The sequence below is a fragment of the Streptomyces sp. NPDC058045 genome, from assembly GCF_042885635.1.
GTDB lineage: Bacteria > Actinomycetota > Actinomycetes > Streptomycetales > Streptomycetaceae > Streptomyces.
Genome location: NZ_JBHVRR010000005.1, coordinates 82,688 through 104,585, shown reverse-complemented (window position 1 = coordinate 104,585; position 21,898 = coordinate 82,688). Strand labels below are relative to the sequence as shown.

The window sequence follows — 21,898 nt, the reverse complement described above, 5'->3', positions numbered from 1 at the left end:
CCCACCACCCCCTCGGTTTAGTTGTTGTCGTGGGGGGTCGGGTTTTTGTCATTCCCCACCGGGCGCGGGGCCGGCAGGTGCGCGAGGTGCGCGCCGGCGGACCGCTTTCCCGTTGCCGGGCGGTGCCGATGGACCGGCCACCGTCAGTGGTGGTTCCGGCCCCGGCCGCCGCCGTGTCCGTTGCCTCCGTTGGCGTTGCCGCCGATGAGGTCCGGCGGGATGGAGATGCGGGGGGTCGGCCGGCCGTGGTGGCCGCCGTCGTCGCCCTTGTCCTTGTCTCCGCCCTTGCCCTTGCCCTTGTCCTTCTCGCCGGTGTCGCCGCGGGGCACGTCGATGGGGACGAAGGCCGGCTTCTCGGTGCCGAGGGCGCCGACCATGGCCGTCCGCCAGATGGGACCGGGCAGGCAGCCACCACAGACCTTGTCGTAGAACTGGCCGCCGATGGTGATATTGGACATCGGGATCTTGGTGGAGTCGGAGCCGACCCAGACGGCGGTGGACAGGTTCGGGGTGTAACCGACGAACCAGGCGTCCTTGCGTTCGTCGGTGGTACCGGTCTTGCCCGCGTTGTCGCGGTCGCTGAGCCCGGCCTTGGTACCGGTGCCGTCCTCGACGACGCCCTTCAGCATCTGGTTGACGGTGTCCGCGGTGTTCTGCGACATCGCGGCGCCGCACTTCGCCTTCGGCGCCTGGTACTTGGTGCCGTCGGCGGAGGTCACCGCGTCGATGGCGACGGGGGTGCAGTAGTTGCCGCGGTTGGCGAAGGTGGCGTAGACGGAGGCCATGGCGAGCGGGGTGCTCTCCTGGGATCCGAGGGTGGTGGAGGCCTCTTCGCTGAGCGGCTTGTTGTTGCCGCGGATGTACCCCATCTTCTGCGCCATCCTGATGGTGTCGCAGAGGCCGGCCTGCTGCTCCAGCTTGCCGAAGTAGGTGTTGATGGACTTGCCGAGGGCGCTCGTCATGTCGAACGCGCCCTTCTCCGAGGCGAGTTCGTTCTGCACGCTCCAGGGCGAGCCGGGCGTCGACTTGCCGCCGCAGGTGGAGAAGGAGCCCGGCGGGAAGGTGATCTTCCGGGGGGTCTTGTAGACCTGGTCGGGCTTGATGCCCTTCTCCAGGGCGGCCGCCGCGGTGATCGGCTTGAAGGTGGAGCCGACCTGGAAGCCGGCGTAGGTGCCGCCCATCGCGTTGTCGACGGCGAGGTTGAGCGTGGTCTCGTTGTTCTTCTGGTTGAGGCCGTAGGGGCGGGACTGCGCCATGGAGAGGATGCGGCCGGTGCCGGGCTCGACCTGGACCACCGAGGCGGCGATCTTGTCGGTCTTGTACACCTTGGAGGTGGCCGCCTGGCTCGCCGCGGTCTGCGCCCTCGGGGAGAGCGTGGTGCGGACGGTGAGGCCGCCACGGTTCCAGCGCTTGCCGCGCTCCTTCTTGGTCTTGCCGAAGGCCGGGTCGGAGAGCAGGACCCGCTCCACGTAGTCGCAGAAGAAGCCGGCGTTCTGGGTGGCGGAGATGCAGCCGTGCCGCGGGGTCCTGACCTTGAGGGTGATGGGGCGCTGCTTCGCCTTCTCGGCCTCGTCCCGGGAGACGTCGCCCTTGTCGGCCATCCGCTGGAGGACCGTGTTGCGCCGCTTGGTGGCCTCTTCCTCGTCGTTGACCGGGTCGTACCGGCTGGGTGACTGGACGATGCCGGCCAGCAGGGCGGCCTCGTCCAGGGTGAGGTCCTTGGCGCGCTTGGAGAAGTAGCGCTGGGAGGCGGCCTCGATGCCGTACGCCTGCTCACCGAAGAAGGTGATGTTCAGGTAGTTCTCCAGGATGCGCTTCTTGCCCAGCTCCTTCTCGACCTGGATCGCGTACTTGAGTTCCTTGACCTTGCGGCCGATGGTCTGCTGGGTGGCCTCGGCGACCTTCACCGGGTCGTCGCCGGCCTCCTCCACGAAGACGTTCTTCACATACTGCTGGGTGAGGGTGGAGGCGCCCTGGGAGACGCCGCCGCTCTGCGCGTTCTGGTTGACCGCGCGCAGGATGCCCTTCATGTCGACGGCGCCGTGCTGGTAGAAGCGGGCGTCCTCGATGGCGACGATCGCCTTCTGCATGAACGGCGAGATGTCCTTGAGGGGGACGACGGTGCGGTCGCGCGAGTAGACGGTGGCGATCTGGCCGCCCTCGGAGTCCAGGATGGTGGTGCGCTGGCTGAGCGGGGGCTGCTTCAGATTGGCGGGGATCTCGTCGAATCCCTCGACCGATCCCTTGGCCGCCAGGCCGAGTGCGCCCGCCGCGGGCAGCGCGATTCCCGCCATCACCGCCCCGGCCAGCACGCTGACGCCGAGGAACTTGGCCGCCTGCTGGGCCGGCGACAGCCCACCGCCCGAGCGCTTTTTTCCCATGGGGGGCAGCCTAATCCGTCCCGGCCGGGGTTCCGAGGCGTGGTCCGGCCCGAGCTGGGAGGGCTCCGCGGGGGCGGCTCTGTCCTGGGGCTTCATCGGTTGCCGGCCAAGGGAGTTGCCGCGGTGGGGCTCGGGGAGCGGAGGGCTCGGCGGGGTGGGGGCGCGCGGCCGGGCAGAGCGGGGGCGCGGTAGTCGGCGCGAAGGTTGGCATTCGCCGGACAGGCGTATATGCCTTGGCCTAAGCTGTATCCAACTGTCACAGCAGTGCGGCCGTAGTTCAAGTCCTCGTACCCTTCGCCGTCCCCGAATCCGGTGAGGGCAGCGGGAGTTGGGTCGTCCGAAGGTGACGGTGGGGCGTGGTGGTTATCGCCCTGGATGTCGTGAGTTGTCTGCAATGCGCTAACTGAAGTGCCCTGCTTTGCCAGGGTTGTCTGTGATGTCCGTGGCTCACTCCCTCGGGTGATCTGCCGTGTGCGCATAGTCCGTTCGGGCCATTCAAGATTGGGCCCGTCGGGGGTGTTGCGCTGTGCCCTCCTTCCGTAACGTCCTCAACTGGCGGCGGTGAATATGCCGCTGCCGCCGTGGGGGAGCCTCGATTCGGGAGAGGACGGCGCCGGTATGGGCTGGGTTACCGATTGGAGTGCGCAGGCGGCCTGCCGCACTACTGATCCGGATGAACTGTTCGTACAAGGAGCAGCGCAGAACAGGGCCAAGGCGGTGTGCACCGGGTGTCCGGTGCGGACCGAGTGCCTGGCCGACGCGCTGGACAACCGCGTCGAGTTCGGCGTGTGGGGAGGCATGACCGAGCGGGAGCGCCGTGCGCTGCTGCGACGCCGCCCCACCGTGACCTCGTGGCGCAGACTGCTGGAGACCGCACGGACCGAGTACGAGCGCGGCGCGGGTCTGCTGCCGCTCGACGGGGATGAAGACGCCTTCGAGGAGTACGGCAACTACGCCGCGGTCGGCTGAGGTTGGCCGAGGCCGGCCGAGCGGCCACCGGTGGCGACGCCTGTGGTGTGAACGCCGGCCGGGTCGTGTTCGGGTGCAACTGCCCGCTGGACGCGGTCAGTTGGCGTCGCCCGGCTAGTCGGTGACGTCTGCGGCGTCTGCGGCGTGGGCTGCGGCGGCGAGGCGGGTGCCGATGTCGCGCAGGCCTGCCAGGTCGTGCACATCGCCCGGCAGTGCCGGCACTTCGGCCACCGCCACCTCCGGGTGGCGGGCGGTGAAGCGGTCCCGGGTGCGCTGCTCGCGGGCGAGCAGCCGCATCCGTTCGGCATGGAGCCTCAGCAGGCCGGCGGCCAGCCGGTCGATCGGTGCCGCGGCACCGTCCTGTTCCGGAGCGGTCGGATCCGGTGAAGACGGTGAGGGAACTTCGGGAGATTCCGGGGATTCGGGAGAAACTTCGCCATCGGGGGTTTCGGGAGCGGTACGAGAATCAGCTTTCCCGGCCGTCTGATCGATAATGCCCGGCGCGGCAAGATTTTCCGCCGCGTCCAGGGCGCGCTCCGCGGACAGTTGGGCGGCCCCGCTGCCGTGCACCCGGTTCAGCACCAGCCCGGCCAGCGGCATCGAGTCCGCCGCGAGCCGCTCCACGAAGTACGCCGCCTCCCGCAGCGCGTCCTGCTCCGGCGCCGCCACCACCAGAAACGCCGTACCGGGCGCCTGAAGCAGCCGGTAGGTGGCGTCCGCGCGGGTGCGGAAACCGCCGAAGGTGGTGTCCATGGCGGCGACGAACGTCTGCACATCGCGCAGGAGTTGGGTGCCGATGACCTTGTCCAGGGCGCCCGTCATCATCGACATACCGGCGTTGAGGAACTTCATCCCGGCCCGGCCGCCGACCTTCGCCGGGGCCATCAGCACCCGGATCAGCTTCCCGTCGAGGAAGGAGCCGAGGCGGCTCGGCGCGTCCAGGAAGTCCAGCGCGGAGCGGGACGGCGGGGTGTCCACGACGATCAGGTCCCACTCGTCGCGGGAGCGCAACTGCCCCAGCTTCTCCATCGCCATGTACTCCTGGGTGCCGGCGAAGCCCGCGGAGAGCGACTGGTAGAAGGGGTTCGCCAGGATGGCCCGGGCCCGCTCCGGGTCCGCGTGCCCCTCGACGATCTCGTCGAAGGTGCGCTTCATGTCCAGCATCATGGCGTGCAGTTCGCCGCCGCCGTCCCCCGAACCGCCCCCGCCCTCAAGGCCCTTGACCCGGCGCGGGGTGTTGTCCAGGGAGTCGATGCCCATGGACTGGGCCAGCCGCCTGGCCGGGTCGATGGTGAGGACCACCACCCGCCGGCCCCGCTCGGCCGCCCGCAGTCCGAGTGCCGCGGCCGTGGTCGTCTTGCCGACGCCGCCCGAGCCGCAGCACACCACGATGCGGGTGACCGGGTCGTCGAGCAGCGCGTCGACGTCGAGGGCGGGCACCGCCTCCAGGGCGCCGCCGTTCGCACCAGCTTTCATGAGACCCCTTGTCCGCGCAGTTCCCGGGCCAGTCGGTACAGTCCGGCCACGTCCAACCCCTCCGCGAGCAGCGGCAGTTCATGGGTCGGCAGGCCCAACTCGGCGAGGGCGGCCCGCTGTTCGCGCTCCAGCGTCCCGCGTTCCGCGTACTCCTCGGCCTGTTCGAGCAGGGGGGCGACCAGTTTGTCGGCGCCGCCGCCCCGGCGGGCGGCGCCCAGGCCCGCCCCGGCCAGCGACCTGGCCAGCGCGCCGCGCGCCACCCCGCCGCGCACCAGGGTCAGCGAGTCCTCGTCCAGCAGCCCCGGGCGCACCATGTTCACGATGACGCGGCCGGTGTGCAGACCGGCCGCGCGCAGTTCCGCGATGCCGTCCGCGGTCTCCTGGACGGGCATCTCCTCCAGCAGCGTCACCAGATGCACCGCGGTCTCCGCGGACTTGAGCACCCGCATCACCGCCTGCGCCTGATTGTGTATCGGGCCGATCTTCGCCAGGCCCACCACCTCGTCGTGGACGTTGAGGAAGCGGGTGATGCGGCCGGTGGGCGGGGCGTCCATCACCACGTGGTCGTAGACGTACCGGCCCTGCTTGTCCTTGCGGCGGACGGCCTCGCAGGCCTTGCCGGTGAGGAGGACGTCGCGCAGGCCGGGGGCGATGGTGGTGGCGAAGTCGATGGCGCCGAGCTTCTTCAGGGCGCGGCCCGCGCTGCCCAGCTTGTAGAACATCTGGAGGTAGTCCAGCAGCGCCAGTTCAGGATCGATGGCCAGCGCGAACACCTCCCCGCCCCCGGGCGCCACGGCGATCTTCCGTTCCTCGTACGGAAGCGCCTGCGTCTCGAAGAGCTGCGCGATGCCCTGGCGGCCCTCGACCTCGACCAGCAGGGCACGGCGGCCCTCGGTGGCGAGGGCGAGGGCCAGTGCTGCGGCGACCGTGGTCTTGCCGGTCCCGCCCTTGCCGCTGACGACCTGGAGCCTGCTCACAACTGCGAGCCTAACCAGTGCGACCCGCGGCTACGCACCAGCCCGTCCCCCGCTGTCCCCGCCTCCGCCCACCCGGTGCCGGGCCATGACCCGAGTCCCCGGGGCACGGGCTACAGTCGGCCCATGACCAAGTGGGAATACTCGACTGTGCCGCTGCTCGTCCACGCCACGAAGCAGATCCTGGACACCTGGGGCGAAGACGGCTGGGAGCTCGTACAGGTGGTGCCCGGGCCGAATCCGGAGCAGTTGGTGGCCTACCTCAAGCGGGAGAGGCAGTCATGAGCGGTGCCGTGGAGGCCAGGCTCGCCGAACTCGGCCTGCTGCTGCCCGAGGTGGTCCCGCCGCTCGCCGCCTACCAGCCCGCCGTACACAGCGGCGCCTATGTCTACACCTCGGGCCAACTGCCCATGGTGGACGGCAGGTTGCCGGTCACCGGGAAGGTCGGCGCGGAGGTCACCGCGGAGGAGGCCAAGGAACTGGCGCGGGTCTGCGCGCTGAACGCCCTGGCCGCGGTGAAGTCCGTCACCGGTGACCTGGACCGGATCGCGCGGGTGGTGAAGGTTCTCGGATTCGTCGCCTCCGCCACCGACTTCACCGGGCAGCCCGGCGTCCTCAACGGCGCCAGCGAACTCCTCGGCGAGGTCCTCGGCGAGCGCGGGGTGCACGCCCGCAGCGCCGTCGGTGTGGCCGTACTGCCGCTGGACGCGCCGGTCGAGGTCGAGATCCAGGTCGAGCTGACGAGCTGAGCCGGGCGCGGCCGCCGACGCCGGGTGCCTCTCGAACATCCGGCCGGATGCGGTTAGCCTCCGATCATGGCAAACGGTCAGTGGTACCCCGAGGAGTGGCCGGCCCGGATCCGCGCCCTCGCGTCCGGCGAGCTGACGCCGGTCGAGCCGCGGCGCGCCGCGACGGTCATGCTGCTGCGGGACACCGGCTCCGCCCCGGCCGTGCACCTGCTGCGCCGCCGCGCTGGCATGGCCTTCGCCTCCGGCGCCTACGCCTACCCCGGCGGCGGTGTCGACCCCCGCGACGACGACGCGCGCATCGCCTGGGCCGGACCGGACCGCGCCGCCTGGGCGGACCGACTGGGCCTCCCGGAACCGGCCGCCCAGGCCGTGGTCTGCGCCGCCGTCCGGGAGACGTTCGAGGAGGCCGGAGTGCTGCTCGCCGGGACCGGGCCCGGCGATGTGGTGTCCGACCTCACCGGTGCGGACTGGGAGGCGGACCGGCAGGCGCTCATCGGGCACGAGTTGTCCTTCGCGGAGTTCCTCGCCCGGCGCGGCCTGGTGCTCCGCTCCGACCTGCTGGGCGCCTGGGCCCGCTGGATCACACCCGAGTTCGAGCCCCGCCGCTATGACACCTTCTTCTTCGCGGCGGCCCTCCCCGACGGGCAGCGCACCCGCCGCACCTCCCGCGAGGCCGACCGGACCGTATGGCTCCAGCCCGCCGAGGCCGCCGCCGGATACGACCGCGGCGAGCTGCTGATGATGCCGCCGACCATCGCCACCCTGCGCCAACTCGCCCCCCACCGCACCGTCGCCGACGTCCTCGCCGCGGCCCCGGAGCAGGACCTCGCCCCGGTACTGGCCCGCGCCTCGCTCCGCGACGGCGAGGTGGTGCTGAGCTGGCCGGGGCACGAGGAGTTCACCAAGCGAGTCTCCGCGGAGGGCACCGTATGACCGAGGCGACCTACCCACCCGGCCGCCCGCGGGGCACGGTGCACAGCGGCCCGGCCACCGCCCGCGCCGTCAACGTACTGGCGCCCAACCCGTCCCCGATGACCCTGGACGGCACCAACACCTGGATCGTCTCCGAACCGGGCTCGGGCCTTGCTGTCGTCATCGAACCGGGCCCGCTCGACGAGGGCCATCTGCGCAACGTCGTACGGACCGCGGAGGAGGCCGGGCAGCGCATCGCCCTCACCCTCCTCACCCACGGCCACCCCGACCACGCGGAGGGCGCCGGACGCTTCGCAGAACTCACCGGTACCGAGGTCCGCGCCCTCGATCCGGCGCTGCGGCTCGGCTCGGAGGGCCTGGCCACCGGCGATGTGATCACCGTCGGCGGCCTGGAGATGCGTGTGGTGCCCACCCCCGGGCACACCGCGGACTCCCTCTCCTTCCACCTCCCGGCCGACCGGGCCGTCCTCACCGGTGACACCGTGCTCGGCCGCGGCACCACCATGGTCGCCCACCCCGACGGGCGGCTCGGCGACTACCTGGACTCACTGCGCCGGCTGCGCTCGCTGACCGTGGACGACGGCGTGCGGACGGTGCTGCCGGGACACGGGCCGGTACTGGAGGACGCCCAGGGAGCCGTGGAGTTCTACCTCGCGCACCGCGCCGGCCGGCTCGCCCAGATCGAGACCGCCGTGGAGGCCGGCCACCGCACCGCCCAGGAGGTCGTCGCCCATGTCTACGCGGACGTCGACCGGTCCCTGTGGCCCGCGGCGGAACTCTCGGTCCGCGCCCAGCTCGACTACCTGGACGAACACGGGCTGATCTGACGGGAGTCGGCCCGCGGCGTGCGGACCCGGGCATGGCTGAGGCCCCGCCGCCGGCGGGGCCTCAACGAGCCTTCAGGGGGCCGCGGTCAGCGGGACCGCTTGGCCAGGCGCTCCACGTCGAGCAGGATCACGGCCCGCGCCTCCAGGCGCAGCCAGCCGCGGCCCGCGAAGTCCGCCAGCGCCTTGTTGACCGTCTCCCGGGAGGCGCCGACCAGTTGGGCCAGCTCCTCCTGCGTCAGGTCGTGCACCACATGGATGCCCTCCTCGGACTGCACCCCGAAACGGCGCGACAGATCGAGCAGCGCCCGCGCCACCCGGCCCGGTACGTCCGAGAAGACCAGGTCCGACATCTGGTCGTTGGTCTTGCGCAGCCGCCGGGCCACCGCACGCAGCAGCGCGGAGGCGACCTCGGGGCGGGCGTTCAGCCAGGGCAGCAGGTCACCGTGGCCGAGACCGAGGAGCTTCACCTCGGTGAGCGCGCTGGCGGTCGCCGTACGCGGGCCCGGGTCGAAGAGCGACAGCTCGCCGATCAGCTCGCCGGGGCCGAGCACCGCCAGCATGTTCTCCCGGCCGTCGGGGGAGGTGCGGTGCAGCTTGACCTTGCCCTCGGTGACCACGTAGAGGCGGTCACCCGGGTCGCCCTCGTGGAAGAGCGCGTCGCCGCGCGCGAGGGTCGTCTCGCTCATGGAGGCGCGGAGCTCCGCGGCCTGCTCGTCATCGAGCGCCGCGAAGAGCGGGGCGCGCCGCAGAACGTCGTCCACGAGTTCTCTCCTTGTCGACCAGTCAGAGGTGCAGTGGGACTGCCGTTCCCCATTGTGCTGGACGTGTGCTGGACGGTTTCCAACAGTGTGATCAGTCACAAGTCTGCCGCACCCGCGTGGCGTGCTGTGCGGGAGGGGCCCATTTGGGGGCCGATCCCGGGGGTCCGGGGCGTATGTCGGTGTCGCGCTCTAGGCTGGCCGGGTGTTCGGGGCGCCGATGAGAGCAGGCCAAGGGGGCCGGGCAGGTGGCAGTACGTCGCAATTCCGCTGTGGGCGAACACGGTGGCACATCGCCCCGTAAAGCGACAAATCGAACTAAAGGCGATTCGGTGCGGGGGGTGACCGAGGCGGATTCCCACCCGGCCCCCGCGGAGAACCTCTCGGCCGGGACCCCGGCCGGCACGACTTCGGCGGGGAAGGCGGCGAGCGAGAAGATGGCGGCGAGGAAGACGGCAGCGGTGGGAGCGGCAGCGGCTGGAGCGGCGGAGGCCGCGGAGGCGTCACCCGCGAGAAAGGCTCCGGCGAAGAAGGCTTCGGCGAAGAAGGCACCCGCCAAGAAAGTTTCGGCGAAGAAGGCTTCGGCAGGAAAGGCCTCTGCCAAGAAGACGACGGCAGCCAAGAAAGCCTCCGCCAAGAAAGCCACTCCCGCGAAGGCCACTGCGGCGCAGGCCCCCGCGGCCGCGCCCGGCGGGGAGTCGCGGACCGCGCTGGTGCGGCGGGCGCGGCGGATCAACCGGGAGCTGGCCGAGGTCTACCCGTACGCCCACCCCGAGCTGGACTTCGAGAATCCGTACCAACTGCTGCTGGCCACCGTGCTCTCCGCGCAGACCACCGACCTGCGGGTGAACCAGACGACCCCGCGCCTCTTCGCCCGCTTCCCCACCCCGGAGGACCTGGCCGTGGCGAATCCGGAGGAGGTCGAGGAGCTGATCCGGCCGACCGGCTTCTTCCGCGCCAAGACCAGGTCGATCATGGGGATCGCGGCCGCGCTGCGGGACCGGTTCGACGGCGAGGTGCCCGGCACCCTGGACGAGCTGGTGAAGCTGCCGGGCGTGGGCCGCAAGACCGCCTTCGTCGTCCTCGGCAATGCCTTCGGTGTCCCCGGCATAACTGTGGACACGCACTTCGGGCGGCTGGTGCGCCGCTGGAAGTGGACCGAGGAGACCGACCCGGACAAGGTGGAGCGCGCCGTCGGCGAGTTGTTCCCCAAGAGCGACTGGACGATGCTGTCGCACCGCGTCATCTTCCACGGCCGCCGTATCTGCCACGCCCGCAGACCGGCCTGCGGCGCCTGCCCCATCGCCCCCCTCTGCCCGGCGTACGGCGAGGGCGAGACGGATCCGGTCAAGGCGCGGAAGCTGCTCAAGTACGAGAAGGGCGGGCTGCCGGGGCAGCGGCTGAGCCCGCCGCCCGAGTACCTGGCCGCGGGCGGCATCCCGGCCCCGCCGCTGGGCGCCGCATGACGGGCCCGTGGCCGGTGCGGAACGAATCGGCGCACCACGGGCGTTGTGCGGTCACGGCACCACCGGCGGACGCCGGCCCGCATCCGGCGGCGGTGGCCGCGAGGGACGGGGACGGACCGAGGACGGGGGTGCGATGACCCGCACGCACCAGAGCGGCAACAACACCTGGCACGCCGACGGCCCGGCGCCCCGCACCGAGGGCCTGCCGGGCTGGCTGGAGCCGGTGGTCGAGGCGGTACGGACGGTCCGGCCCGAGCAGTTGAGCCGTTTCCTGCCGCCCGAGGACGGCGCCGGCCGCCAGTCCGCGGTACTGGTCCTCTTCGGCGAGGGCGAGCAGGGGCCCGAGCTGCTGCTGACCGAGCGGGCCGGTTCGCTGCGCTCGCACGCCGGCCAGCCGTCCTTCCCCGGTGGCGCCCTCGACCCGCCGGACGGCGATCCGCACGGCGCCGGTCCGCTGCGGGCCGCACTGCGCGAGGCGGAGGAGGAGACCGGCCTCGACCCCGGCGGCGTACAGCTCTTCGGGGTGCTGCCGAAGCTGTACATCCCGGTGAGCGGCTTCGTCGTCACACCGGTACTGGGCTGGTGGCGCACCCCGACCCCGGTGCGGCCGGTCGATCCGGGGGAGACGGCGCGGGTGTTCACCGTGCCCGTGGCCGATCTCACCGACCCGGGGAACCGCGCCATGGCGGTCCACCCCAGCGGCTACACCGGTCCGGCCTTCCTGGTCGACTCGGCGCTGGTGTGGGGCTTCACCGCGGGCGTGATCGACCGCATCCTGCACCACGCCGGCTGGGAGCGGCCCTGGGACCGGGACCGGCGGGTCCCGCTCGACCGGCGCGCATGACAGGGTGGCGCAGGACCTCCCGCGCCACCGGGCCGGGGGACAGCGGCGGATGGGGCGGCGACTGATGCGAGGCTTCGAACGGTGAACGCACTGGACTACTGCCTGCTGGCGGCCGCCGCGTGGTTCGCGTGGATCGGGTACCGGCAGGGGTTCGTGGTCGGCATCCTGTCGGTCATCGGCTTCCTCGGCGGCGGTCTGGTCGCTGTCTATCTGCTGCCGGTCCTCTGGGACGCCGTCACCAGCGGTGCCGAGGTGACCACGACGATCGCGGTGCTCGCGGTGGTCGTCGTCATCGTCTGCGCCTCCGTGGGCCAGGCCTTCACCACCCACCTCGGCAACAAGCTGCGCCGCCACATCACCTGGTCACCGGCGAGAGCCCTGGACGCCACCGGCGGCGCCCTGGTCAATACGGTGGCGATGCTGCTGGTCGCCTGGCTGATCGGCTCCGCCCTGGCCGGCACCACCCTGCCGGGCCTCGGCAAGGAGGTGCGGGGCTCGCAGGTGCTGCTGGGCGTCTCGCGGGCGCTGCCCACCCAGGCCGACACCTGGTTCGCGGACTTCTCCTCGGTACTGGCGCAGAACGGCTTCCCGCAGGTCTTCAGCCCGTTCGCCAACGAGCCCATCCACGAGGTGCAGCCGCCGGACCCGGCGCTCGCCGGGAGCCCGGTCGCGGCCCGTGCCCGCAAGTCCATCGTGAAGGTGGTCGGCACCGCGCAGAGCTGCGGCAAGGTCCTGGAGGGCACCGGCTTCGTCTTCGGCAACCGCCGGGTCATGACCAACGCCCATGTCGTCGGCGGCGTCGACGAGCCCACCGTGCAGATAGGCGGCCAGGGCCGGCTCTACGACGCCAAGGTCGTCCTCTACGACTGGCGGCGCGACATCGCCGTCCTCGATGTGCCCGAACTGCGGGCGCCCGCCCTCCAGTTCGCGTCCAGGGACGCGGGCAGCGGCAGCAGCGCCATCGTGGCCGGCTTCCCGGAGAACGGCGGCTACGACGTGCGCCCGGCCCGGGTCCGCGGCCGGATCACCGCCAACGGCCCCGACATCTACCACCGCGGCACCGTCCGCCGCGATGTGTACTCGCTCTACGCGATGGTCCGCCAGGGCAACTCCGGCGGCCCGCTCCTCACCCCCGACGGCAAGGTCTACGGCGTGGTCTTCGCCAAGTCCCTGGACGACGCCGACACCGGTTACGCACTGACCGCCGACGAGGTACGCCCGGACGTCACCGCGGGACGCCGTGCCAACCAGCAGGTCGGCAGCGACAACTGCGCCCTGTGACGAGAAGGACCCGCCGGAGCTGGCCCGTCACGGGGCCGCGCTCGGCGGGTCGGGTGTGCAGGGGGAAATGCGGTGTCGGGTACGCCTCAGCCGCCGCCCGGGCACATGTCAGGTGCGGCTCAGGCCCGCGGTGCGGATGAGGTTCAGGTGCGGGGATGCCGTAGTCGTGCGGAGACCCAGCGGGCCCGGCGGCGCAGTATCCGGGGAATGCCCACCGCCTCCGCGGAGGCCGTCTGCCCCTCGTCCTGCCGGGCGCCTCCCGCGAGCGTGTTCATCGCGGTGGCCGAGCGGCGATTTCGTGCTACGTCACTGTAGTCGTGCGTCCAGCCCATACTCGGACCACTGCCCGTCGCCCATGGTCGATAACCGCGGCCCGGACCCTCAATCGGCCCATAGACCAGGCATTCGGCATCTTGACCGAAAGTCACACCGCACCGACCCGGAGACTCCGCCGAGCCTGTGAACACCCGGCCACGGAGTGTGCGGACATCCAGGGCGGGAGGCCCTACGGCAGCTTCTAGCGGTCCGGCTCCGGGTCCTTCAGCCAGTTCACCAGTTCGGCGGAGAAGGCCAGCGGGTCCTCCTCGTGCGGGAAGTGCCCCAGACCGTCGAAGAGCCGCCAGCGGTACGGCGCCTCCACATACTGGCCGGAACCGGCCGCGCTGCGGGTCCGCAGCACCGGGTCGAGGGAGCCGTGCAGATGCAGCGTCGGCACCCGCACTGGCCGCTTCATCCGCCGGTTGAACTGGATCCCGTCCGGCCGCGCCAGCGACCGCACCAGCCACCGGTACGGCTCCACCGAGCAGTGCGCGGTGGACGGGATGCACATGGCGCGCCGGTACACCTCCACCGCGGCGTCCTCCGGCTGTCGGGGACCGGACCACTCGTGCAGCAGCCGGCCCACCAACGCCCCGTCGTCCGCGGTGAGTTGACGCTCCGGCACCCAGGGCCGCTGGAAGCCCCAGATATGCGAACCGGCCGCGCTCTGCCGAGGGTCCGCCAGCATCGCGGAGCGCCAGCGGCGCGGGTGCGGCATGGACGTGACGGCGAGCCGGCGTACCAGCTTGGGCCGCATCACCGCCGCCGTCCACGCCAGATAGCCGCCGAGGTCATGGCCGACGAGGGCGGCGTCCGGCTCGCCGAGGGAGCGCACCACGCCGGTGATGTCGAGCGCCAGATTCGCCGGGTCGTAGCCGCGGGGGGTGCGGTCGCTGCCGCCGACACCGCGCAGGTCCATCGCCACCGCCCGGAAACCGGCCTCGGCGAGAGCCGTCATCTGATGCCGCCAGGCCCACCAGAACTGCGGGAAGCCGTGCAGCAGCATCACCAGCGGCCCGTCACCCGCCTCGGCGATATGGAAGCGGGCGCCGTTCGCCGCGACATCCCGGTGCGTCCAGGGGCCGTCGGGGCGGATCACGGCGGCCGACTGGGCCGAGGGGGTGGCGGGGTCCGTCATGAGGTCGAGCGTGCCACAGTCGCGCCGGGGCCGCCGATCTGCTCCAGGGCCGCGTCCTCCGCCGGGGGGACCGGCCGCGGGTGGGGCTTGGCGTGGCCGAGGACCTCAGCGGTCTCCTTCGCCGCGGCCACCGCCTTCTGCGGGCCCTGCCCCTGCTTCGCCTTCTTCACGAAGTACAGGCCGATCAGCGCCAGCAGCAGGGCCAGCAGCACATTGGCCGCGAACGACAGCAGGAAGCAGACCGACAGATGCCAGTGGCTCCAGGCGCGGATGCCGTAGGCGAGGGCGAAGCTCAGCATCGGCAGCGAGAAGATCAGCACCAGCAGGGCCGCGACGAAGGCGCCGCCGCCGACCGTGCCGCGCTTGACGTCCTGCCGGAGCTGGGCCTTGACCAGCGCGATCTCGTCGTGCACCAGGGCGGACAGCTCGCTGGTCGCCGCGGCGACCAGCTCACCGAGGCTGCGCTCGGCGCCGACGGGCCCGTCGGGTGCGCTCATCGCGTTCTCCTCTTCGTTCTCTGCCGCGGGCTCGCCACGGACACTTGTGCGGATCTGACACCGCGTGGGGACTCGTACCCGGACTCAGATCATGCCGGACGGTCGTCCTCGCCGCTTGCCCCGCCCCGGGCTTCGCCACGCCTGCGGTGCGCAGCGGCCTTGCGCTCCAGGATCTCCGCCATCCTCAAGTGGTAGTCAGGACCGTCCTGTTCGTACACGTCAGGCACCCCGTCACGGTCTTCGTCGCGTTCCTCCTCCTCCCACAGCAGGCGGTAGTGCTTGTTGCGGAACTTCAGCAGCAGGGTGGCGAGTACGGCCGCGATGAGGGAGCCGATCAGTACGGAGGCCTTCACCTCGTCGGTGAGGTGCGGGTCGCCGGTGAAGGCGAGTTCACCGATGAGCAGGGAGACGGTGAAGCCGATGCCGGCGAGGGTGGCGACGGCGAACAGGTCGGGCCAGGTGAGGTCGTCGCCGAGCCGGGCGCGGGTGAAACGCGCCGTCAGCCAGGTGCCGCCGAAGATGCCGAGGGTCTTGCCGACGACCAGGCCGAGCACCACACCGAGGGTCTGGGGCCGGGTGAAGACATCGGTGAGCGCGCTGCCGGAGACCGCAACTCCCGCGCTGAACAAGGCGAAGAGCGGCACCGCGAGCCCCGCGGAGACCGGCCGCACCAGATGCTCCACCCGCTCGCCGGGGGACCGCTCCTCGCCCTCGCGCCGGTGGCAGCGCAGCATCAGCCCCATGGCGACACCCGCGATGGTGGCGTGGACGCCGCTGTTGTACATCAGCCCCCAGATCACCAGCGCCAGCGGAACGTACACATACCAGCCGTGGACGCCGCGGCGCAGCAGCAGCCAGAAGACGAGCAGGCCGAGCAGGGCGCCGCCGAGGGCGAGGAAGTCGAGCCGGTTGGTGAAGAAGACGGCGATGATCAGGATGGCGCCGAGGTCGTCGACGACGGCGAGGGTCAGCAGGAAGGCGCGGAGCGCGGACGGCAGCGAGGTGCCGATGACCGCGAGTACGGCGAGGGCGAACGCGATATCGGTGGCGGTCGGCACCGCCCACCCGGCGAGCGAGCCGCCTCCCACGGAGTTGACCAGGGCGTAGACCAGGGCGGGGGCGGCCATTCCGCATACCGCGGCGATCACCGGGAGTGCGGCGGCCCGCGGGTCGCGCAGGTCCCCGGCGACGAGTTCCCGTTTCAGCTCGACCCCGGCCGCGAAGAAGAACACGGCCAGCAGTCCGTCCGCGGCCCAGTGCTGTACGGACAGGTGCAGGCCGAGGGAGGAGGGCCCGAAGTGGAAGTCGCTCAGTGAGTGATAGGCGTCCCGCAGTGGGGAGTTGGCCCAGATCAGTGCGGCGACCGCGGCCGCCAGCAGGATGATCCCGCCGACCGTCTCGGTGCGCAGGGCGTCGGCCAGATACCGCCGCTCGGGGAGGGAGAGACGGCCGAGGGCACTGCGGCGGTTGGGCGCGGTCACGGGGGAGGCCTCCGGGTCCTGTGCGGCGTCTGGGGTCGCTGACTGCGTTGCCGACCAGACTTCCCGGCGCACCTATGAACTTCCGCGCCTGCGACGGGGACCGCACCAGCGGCCCTGTCCTGTGTGTGGCGCATGAACCAGCGTACCGGCTGAACGGGGTCCGCCGCAGCCGCCGGTACCACCCCGGCGGGAGGGCCCGGGGCGGGGCTTCCTGCACAGGCGAAGGGCACCCGGCAGCGCGCCGGGTGCCCTTCGCCTGTCGTGACGGCCGCCTCGCGGGGGAGGGGCCGTGCGGTCTCAGTCCTCGCTGGCCGCGGCCGGGAGCTTGGACTGGATGAGGTCCATCACCGAGGAGTCGGTGAGGGTGGTGACATCGCCCAGCTCGCGGTTCTCCGCGACGTCCCGGAGCAGCCGGCGCATGATCTTGCCGGAGCGGGTCTTGGGCAGCTCGGCCACCGGCAGGACCCGCTTGGGCTTGGCGATCGGGCCGAGGGTGGCGCCGACGTGGTTGCGCAGCTCGGCGACGAGGTCCTCGTGCTCGCTGGCGCCGCCGCGCAGTATGACGAAGGCCACGATGGCCTGGCCGGTGGTCTCGTCGGCGGCGCCCACCACGGCGGCCTCGGCGACCGAGGGGTGCGAGACCAGGGCGGACTCCACCTCGGTGGTGGAGATGTTGTGCCCCGAGACCAGCATCACGTCGTCGACCCGGCCCAGCAGCCACAGGTCGCCGTCGTCGTCCTTCTTGGCGCCGTCGCCCGCGAAGTAGGTGCCCTCGAAGCGGGCCCAGTAGGTGTCGCGGAAGCGCTGGTCGTCGCCCCAGATGGTGCGCAGCATCGACGGCCACGGCTCGGTCAGGACCAGATAGCCGCCCCCGCCGTTCGGCACCTCGCGTGCCTCGTCGTCGACCACCGTGGCGGAGATGCCGGGCAGCGGGGTCATCGCGGAGCCGGGCTTGGTCTCGGTGACCCCGGGCAGTGGGGAGATCATCATGGCGCCGGTCTCGGTCTGCCACCAGGTGTCCACGACGGGGCAGCGGTCGCCGCCGATGGTCTTCCGGTACCACATCCAGGCCTCGGGGTTGATCGGCTCACCCACCGAACCCAGCAGCCGCAGGCTGCTCAGGTCGAACTTGGCGGGGATGTCGTCACCCCACTTCATGAAGGTGCGGATCGCCGTCGGCGCCGTGTAGAGGATGGTGACGCCGTACTTCTGCACGATCTCCCAGAAGCGGCCCTGGTGCGGGCTGTCCGGAGTGCCCTCGTAGATCACCTGGGTCGCGCCGTTGGAGAGCGGCCCGTAGGTGATGTACGAGTGGCCGGTGACCCAGCCGATGTCGGCGGTGCACCAGTAGACGTCGCTCTCCGGCTTGAGGTCGAAGACGGCGTGGCTGGTGTAGGAGACCTGGGTGAGGTAGCCGCCGGAGGTGTGCAGGATGCCCTTCGGCTTCCCGGTGGTGCCGGAGGTGTAGAGGATGAAGAGCGGGTGCTCCGCCTCGAAGGCCTCCGGGGTGTGCTCGGCGGACTGCCGGCCGGTGATCTCGTGCCACCAGATGTCGCGGCCCTCGTTCCAGGCGATGTCCTGCCCGGTGCGGCGGACGACCAGGACCTTCTGCACCGTGTCGGCCCGGCTCACCGCGTCGTCCACCGCGGGCTTCAGCGCGGAGGCCTTGCCGCGCCGGTAGCCGCCGTCGGCGGTGATGACGACCTTGGCGTCGGCGTCGTCGATGCGGGCGGCGATGGCGTCCGCGGAGAAGCCGCCGAAGACCACCGAGTGCGCGGCGCCGATACGGGCGCAGGCCAGCATCGCCACGACCGCCTCGGGGATCATCGGCAGATAGACGGCGACCCGGTCGCCCTTGGTGACGCCCAGCTCGGTGAGGGCGTTGGCCGCGCGGCAGACCTCGTCCTTCAACTCGGCGTAGGTGATGGCCCGTCCGTCACCGGGCTCCCCCTCGAAGTGGATGGCCACCCGGTCGCCGTTGCCCGCCTCGACATGCCGGTCCACGCAGTTGTACGCCACATTGAGTCGGCCGTCGGCGAACCACTTGGCGAAAGGCGGGTTCGACCAGTCGAGAGTCTCGGTCGGTTCGGTGGCCCAGGTCAGCCGGCGGGCCTGCTCGGCCCAGAAGCCGAGCCTGTCAGCCTTGGCCTGTTCGTACGCCTCAGCCGTGACGTTGGCGTTTGCGGCCAGGTCAGCGGGCGGCGCGAAGCGTCGCTCCTCCTTCAGGAGGTTGGCCAGGCTTTCGTTGCTCACGACATCTCCCTTACCGTGCTGTGCCGGGGCGGCCGTTGTGTCCCAGGCCACAGCTCATCAGACGCATCCCCCCGGTGACAAGAGCCGCCGGGGAATTGGTTTAGACCTGTGTGCGGGCATTGGTGCTGGTGTGCGCTGTGTGGTCTCCCGCTGGGGCCAAACGTTCTCACGTACGGGGCGGGCGTGCGGTTCAGTCGCGACAACGGGGCCGGGGCGGGGTGCCCTGCGATCAGGCCGGTTGGGCCGCCGCCGGGTGGGGCGAATCCCCGTACTGGTTCTCGTGCAGGGCGAAGTCCGGGTCGATCTGGGCTGCGAGATCGGTGCCGGTTCTGGCGTTGCCCCAGCTTTCGGCGTTGCGTAGATGGAAGTGGATCATCTGGCGCAGATTGCGGTCCCAGTCCCGTCGCGCATAAGAGGCGTCCGCCGCGGTGTGCAGTACGGACAGGGCCTCGCGGTCGGCTGGGGCCAGCTCGGCGAAGGGGCGGGGGTGGCCCTTCTCCGTCGCCCGCACCCAGTCGGAGTGCCCGACCGTCACCAGCAGGTCGTCGCCCACCTCGGCCCGCAGGAACTCGATGTCGTCGGGGGCCTGCACCTTGTTCCCGATCACTTTGAGTCCGACGTCAAACTCCCGTGCGTAGTCGCGGTATTGGCGGTAGACGGAGACGCCCTTGCGGGTCGGCTCGGCCACCAGGAACGTCAGGTCGAAGCGGGTGAACATCCCGGAGGCGAAGGAGTCCGCACCGGCGGTCATGTCCACCACCACATACTCCTCGCGCCCGTCCACGAGATGGTTGAGCAGCAACTCCACCGCGCCCGTCTTGGAGTGGTAGCAGGCGACCCCGAGATCGGACTCGGTGAACGGCCCCGTCACCATCAACTGCGCGGTCCCGCCGTCGAGTTCGACCGGCTGGGCACACGCCTGGTACACCGCGTTGTCCTCGCGCACTCTGAGCAGCCGCGAACCCCTGCCCGGCGGGGTCGTCTTGATCATCGCGTCGGCGGAGGCGATCCGCGGATTGCTGCCGCGCAGATACTCCTTGATGAGCGGCAGCCGCGCCCCGAGCGCCGGCAGCCCGGCCGCGGTCTCCTCGGGCAGCCCGAGGGCGGTGCCGAGGTGCTGGTTGATGTCGGCGTCCACGGCGATGACCGGGGCCTGCCGTGCGACGAGATGGCGGATGAAAAGCGAGGACAGCGTGGTCTTCCCACTGCCGCCCTTCCCTACGAATGCAATCTTCATAGTCACTTAGAGTAGTCGAACCATGGCCGTCTGTGGCTACCCTCAGTGAGGAAGACCACTCCTTCGTGGAGTGCCGGGGACGGGTGCGTAGGGTCTTACCCATGAGTACGACAGGTGGCTCCGTCGAGGCCGACCCCTTCCTCCCGCTGGCCTCGCTGCCGGGCGTCGGTGAGTCCGTGGACTCCGTGCGCAAGGCGGTGGACCGGGTCTACGGCCACCGCATCATGCGGCGCCGCAGCACCGAGATCACCGCGGAGGCGGCACTGCGCGGAGCCCGCGGTTCCGCCGCGCTCTCCGGCGCCGACTGGGCGCTCGAAGAGGTCCGCCGCCGCACCGACTTCAGCGGCGACCCGGAAGCCCGCATCCTCGGTGCGGCGCTGCGGCTGACGGCGGAGGCGGGTCAACTCCTGTCCATCTGGCGCCAGTCACCGCTGCGCGTCCTGGCCCGGCTGCATATGGTGGCGGCGGCCGAGCAGGGGGAGCGGGTGGGGCGGCCCCGGCAGGCGGGCGAGGCGGTCGAGGAGCCGCTCATCGAGTTGCCGCTGCCCGGTGCCGAGGAGGTCGCCGGGCGGCTCGACGGGCTGGCCCGGCTGGTCATCGCCGGGAGTTCCGCGCCCGCGCTGGTGACCGCCGCCGTGGTGCACGGCGAGCTGCTGGCGCTGCGCCCCTTCGCCTCGCACAACGGCCTGGTCGCCCGTGCCGCGGCGCGCATCGTGCTGGTCGGCAGCGGCCTCGACCCGAAGTCGATCTGCCCGGCCGAGGCGGGGCACGCGGAGCAGGGCGCGGCGGACTACGCGGCGGCGCTCGGCGGGTACGCGTCCGGGACGCCGGAGGGGATGGCGGCCTGGATCGGCCACTGCGGGCGGGCCGTGGAGCTGGGGGCCCGCGAGTCCACCGCGGTCTGCGAGGCCCTTCAGCGCGGCGCCGCCTGAAGGCCCGCGCGCAGAAAAGTGCGGCGGTACGACTGGGCGTACCGCCGCTGGCATGTTCACCGCGTTACCAAGCGTCCTCGGATATTTGCCCATCAGGTCGGGACTTTGCCCGTCGCCTGGTGCGGCTGGCCCGTAATCGACGGGTCGACGTCGCGTGGGTGCCCGGTGTTCATGCTTCGGTCCGTGGGGCCACTCGTTGCGTTAGGTGTTCCTCTCGGATGTCCCTGGTCTCGCGGGCCGTTGATTCCTTTGTACTCCTGCCCTCCCGGGGGCGAAAGACCTGGGAGCACTTCTTTACTTTCAGGTTCAAAGACGAGTAAAGCGGGCACTCGAAAGGGTTTTCCTGTGCTGATTCGCCAGGGGCTCGAAACGGCCGCCGGCGAATACGGCGGGCCGGGCCGGCGCGATCAGACCGCTTGCGTGCGCCGCCGGCCCGCCAGCCAGACCAGGCCCGCGGTGGCGGCCGCCGCACCCACCGCGGCCGCCGCGACCAGAGCCGGCCGCGGCGGTACCGAGAACGTGGGCAGCCGCTGCTTGAGCCGGACCGGACGGTGGAAGTCCAGTACCGGCCAGCCGCGGGCCTGCGCCTCCCTGCGCAGCGCCCGGTCCGGATTGACCGCGTGTGGATGCCCCACCGCCTCCAGCATCGGCACATCCGTCGCCGAGTCGCTGTAGGCGTGGCAACGGGCCAGGTCGTAGCCCTCCGAGGCGGCCAGCTCCCGGATCGCCTCCGCCTTCGTCGGGCCGTAGGCGTAGTACCCGACCTCGCCGGTGAAGCAGCCGTCCTCGCCGACGACCATGCGGGTGGCGATGACGCGGTCCGCGCCGAGCAGTTCGCCGATCGGCTCCACCACCTCGGCGCCCGAGGTGGAGACGATCACCACGTCGCGCCCGGCCGCGTGGTGCTCCTCGATGAGCGAGGCCGCCTCGTCGTAGATGATCGGGTCGATCAGATCGTGCAGGGTCTCCGCGACGATCTCCTTCACCTGGCTGACGTTCCAGCCGCGGCACAGGGCCGACAGGTAGGCGCGCATCCGTTCTATCTGCTCGTGGTCGGCGCCGCCGGCCATGAAGACGAACTGCGCATAGGCGGTGCGAAGGACCGCCCTGCGGTTGATGAGTCCGCCTTGGTAGAAGGACTTGCTGAAGGTGAGCGTGCTCGACTTCGCAATGACCGTCTTGTCCAGGTCAAAGAAGGCCGCGGTACGGGGCAGTGAGTGGTTTTCCACGAAGTCGAGCATAGGCGCCCGCCATTCGGCGTAAGGTGGGGCGCGTGGGTTTGCCTGAGAAGGCTCTCGGGTACACCATGGAAGTCACGGATCGTTCGCGCGACCGTGCTAACCCCGGTCCGGCTCCTCCCCCCCCCCGAGTCGGCCCGTGGGGA

At 71.2% G+C, this 21,898-nt stretch carries 20 protein-coding genes; 9 read left to right on the top strand and 11 right to left on the bottom strand.

Annotated elements, in window-relative coordinates; genetic code table 11:
• Positions 1–143 precede the first annotated feature (143 nt).
• On the bottom strand, positions 144–2,381 hold the full coding sequence (locus tag ACFVST_RS05315) for a transglycosylase domain-containing protein (protein WP_390147075.1): 2,238 nt from the start codon (positions 2,379–2,381) through the stop codon (positions 144–146).
• A gap of 618 nt (positions 2,382–2,999) precedes the next feature.
• Between ACFVST_RS05315 and ACFVST_RS05310 the strand changes: the two genes are divergently transcribed.
• Positions 3,000–3,350 carry a WhiB family transcriptional regulator gene (locus tag ACFVST_RS05310; RefSeq protein ID WP_390147073.1) on the top strand — a complete coding sequence of 117 codons (351 nt, stop codon included), beginning with the start codon at positions 3,000–3,002 and terminating at the stop codon, positions 3,348–3,350.
• A 114-nt stretch (positions 3,351–3,464) separates the two neighbouring features.
• On the opposite strand, the gene ACFVST_RS05305 is transcribed toward ACFVST_RS05310, so the two are convergent.
• Both ACFVST_RS05305 and ACFVST_RS05300 read right to left on the bottom strand, forming a co-directional pair.
• Positions 3,465–4,826, bottom strand: a complete 1,362-nt coding sequence (locus tag ACFVST_RS05305; RefSeq protein ID WP_390147071.1) for an ArsA family ATPase — start codon at positions 4,824–4,826, stop codon at positions 3,465–3,467.
• Positions 4,823–5,803 (bottom strand): ArsA-related P-loop ATPase, encoded by a 981-nt coding sequence (locus tag ACFVST_RS05300; RefSeq protein WP_390147069.1) that lies wholly within the window; start codon positions 5,801–5,803, stop codon positions 4,823–4,825. The genes ACFVST_RS05305 and ACFVST_RS05300 overlap by 4 nt, the downstream gene beginning before the upstream one ends.
• A gap of 123 nt (positions 5,804–5,926) precedes the next feature.
• Between ACFVST_RS05300 and ACFVST_RS05295 the strand changes: the two genes are divergently transcribed.
• From ACFVST_RS05295 to ACFVST_RS05280, 4 genes are all read left to right on the top strand, one after another.
• Entirely contained in the window at positions 5,927–6,085 is a 159-nt protein-coding gene (locus ACFVST_RS05295) for a DUF4177 domain-containing protein (RefSeq protein WP_390147067.1), read from the top strand.
• Positions 6,082–6,549 carry a RidA family protein gene (locus tag ACFVST_RS05290; RefSeq protein WP_390147065.1) on the top strand — a complete coding sequence of 156 codons (468 nt, stop codon included), beginning with the start codon at positions 6,082–6,084 and terminating at the stop codon, positions 6,547–6,549. The genes ACFVST_RS05295 and ACFVST_RS05290 overlap by 4 nt, the downstream gene beginning before the upstream one ends.
• Before the next feature lie 66 nt (positions 6,550–6,615).
• Complete coding sequence (locus ACFVST_RS05285; RefSeq protein WP_390147063.1) at positions 6,616–7,482, top strand: NUDIX hydrolase; 867 nt, start codon at positions 6,616–6,618, stop codon at positions 7,480–7,482.
• Positions 7,479–8,309 (top strand): MBL fold metallo-hydrolase, encoded by an 831-nt coding sequence (locus ACFVST_RS05280; protein ID WP_390147062.1) that lies wholly within the window; start codon positions 7,479–7,481, stop codon positions 8,307–8,309. Before ACFVST_RS05285 ends, ACFVST_RS05280 begins: the two co-directional genes overlap by 4 nt.
• An 86-nt stretch (positions 8,310–8,395) precedes the next feature.
• Here ACFVST_RS05280 and ACFVST_RS05275 read toward each other — a convergent pair whose 3' ends face one another.
• Entirely contained in the window at positions 8,396–9,070 is a 675-nt protein-coding gene (locus tag ACFVST_RS05275; RefSeq protein ID WP_390147060.1) for a Crp/Fnr family transcriptional regulator, read from the bottom strand.
• A 434-nt stretch (positions 9,071–9,504) separates the two neighbouring features.
• Between ACFVST_RS05275 and nth the strand changes: the two genes are divergently transcribed.
• From nth to ACFVST_RS05260, 3 genes are all read left to right on the top strand, one after another.
• The gene (gene nth / locus ACFVST_RS05270; RefSeq protein WP_390147175.1) at positions 9,505–10,533 is read left to right on the top strand and encodes an endonuclease III; all 1,029 of its coding nucleotides are present in this window, start codon (positions 9,505–9,507) and stop codon (positions 10,531–10,533) included.
• Between the two features lie 133 nt (positions 10,534–10,666).
• A complete protein-coding gene (locus ACFVST_RS05265) occupies positions 10,667–11,377 on the top strand; it encodes an NUDIX hydrolase (RefSeq protein ID WP_390147058.1) in 711 nt (236 codons plus the stop codon).
• Positions 11,378–11,458: 81 nt separating this feature from the next.
• The gene (locus tag ACFVST_RS05260; protein WP_390147056.1) at positions 11,459–12,658 is read left to right on the top strand and encodes a MarP family serine protease; all 1,200 of its coding nucleotides are present in this window, start codon (positions 11,459–11,461) and stop codon (positions 12,656–12,658) included.
• Positions 12,659–12,801: 143 nt separating this feature from the next.
• On the opposite strand, the gene ACFVST_RS05255 is transcribed toward ACFVST_RS05260, so the two are convergent.
• The 6 genes from ACFVST_RS05255 to ACFVST_RS05230 form a co-directional block, all read right to left on the bottom strand.
• Positions 12,802–12,990, bottom strand: coding sequence for a hypothetical protein (locus ACFVST_RS05255; protein ID WP_390147054.1), 189 nt, complete (start codon positions 12,988–12,990; stop codon positions 12,802–12,804).
• 185 nt (positions 12,991–13,175) lie between these two features.
• Complete coding sequence (locus ACFVST_RS05250) at positions 13,176–14,114, bottom strand: alpha/beta fold hydrolase (RefSeq protein WP_390147052.1); 939 nt, start codon at positions 14,112–14,114, stop codon at positions 13,176–13,178.
• The gene (locus tag ACFVST_RS05245) at positions 14,111–14,611 is read right to left on the bottom strand and encodes a phage holin family protein (RefSeq protein WP_390147050.1); all 501 of its coding nucleotides are present in this window, start codon (positions 14,609–14,611) and stop codon (positions 14,111–14,113) included. Before ACFVST_RS05245 ends, ACFVST_RS05250 begins: the two co-directional genes overlap by 4 nt.
• An 89-nt stretch (positions 14,612–14,700) precedes the next feature.
• Positions 14,701–16,092, bottom strand: a complete 1,392-nt coding sequence (nhaA, locus tag ACFVST_RS05240; RefSeq protein ID WP_390147048.1) for a Na+/H+ antiporter NhaA — start codon at positions 16,090–16,092, stop codon at positions 14,701–14,703.
• 297 nt (positions 16,093–16,389) lie between these two features.
• The gene (acs, locus tag ACFVST_RS05235; RefSeq protein ID WP_390147046.1) at positions 16,390–18,345 is read right to left on the bottom strand and encodes an acetate--CoA ligase; all 1,956 of its coding nucleotides are present in this window, start codon (positions 18,343–18,345) and stop codon (positions 16,390–16,392) included.
• Between the two features lie 229 nt (positions 18,346–18,574).
• Entirely contained in the window at positions 18,575–19,582 is a 1,008-nt protein-coding gene (locus ACFVST_RS05230; RefSeq protein WP_390147044.1) for an ATP-binding protein, read from the bottom strand.
• Between the two features lie 101 nt (positions 19,583–19,683).
• Here ACFVST_RS05230 and ACFVST_RS05225 point away from each other — a divergent pair, with 101 nt between their 5' ends.
• On the top strand, positions 19,684–20,514 hold the full coding sequence (locus ACFVST_RS05225) for an oxidoreductase (RefSeq protein ID WP_390147042.1): 831 nt from the start codon (positions 19,684–19,686) through the stop codon (positions 20,512–20,514).
• Between the two features lie 407 nt (positions 20,515–20,921).
• Here the strand turns inward: ACFVST_RS05225 and ACFVST_RS05220 are convergent, their stop codons facing one another.
• Positions 20,922–21,755, bottom strand: coding sequence for an HAD family hydrolase (locus ACFVST_RS05220; protein WP_390147040.1), 834 nt, complete (start codon positions 21,753–21,755; stop codon positions 20,922–20,924).
• Positions 21,756–21,898: the final 143 nt, after the last annotated feature.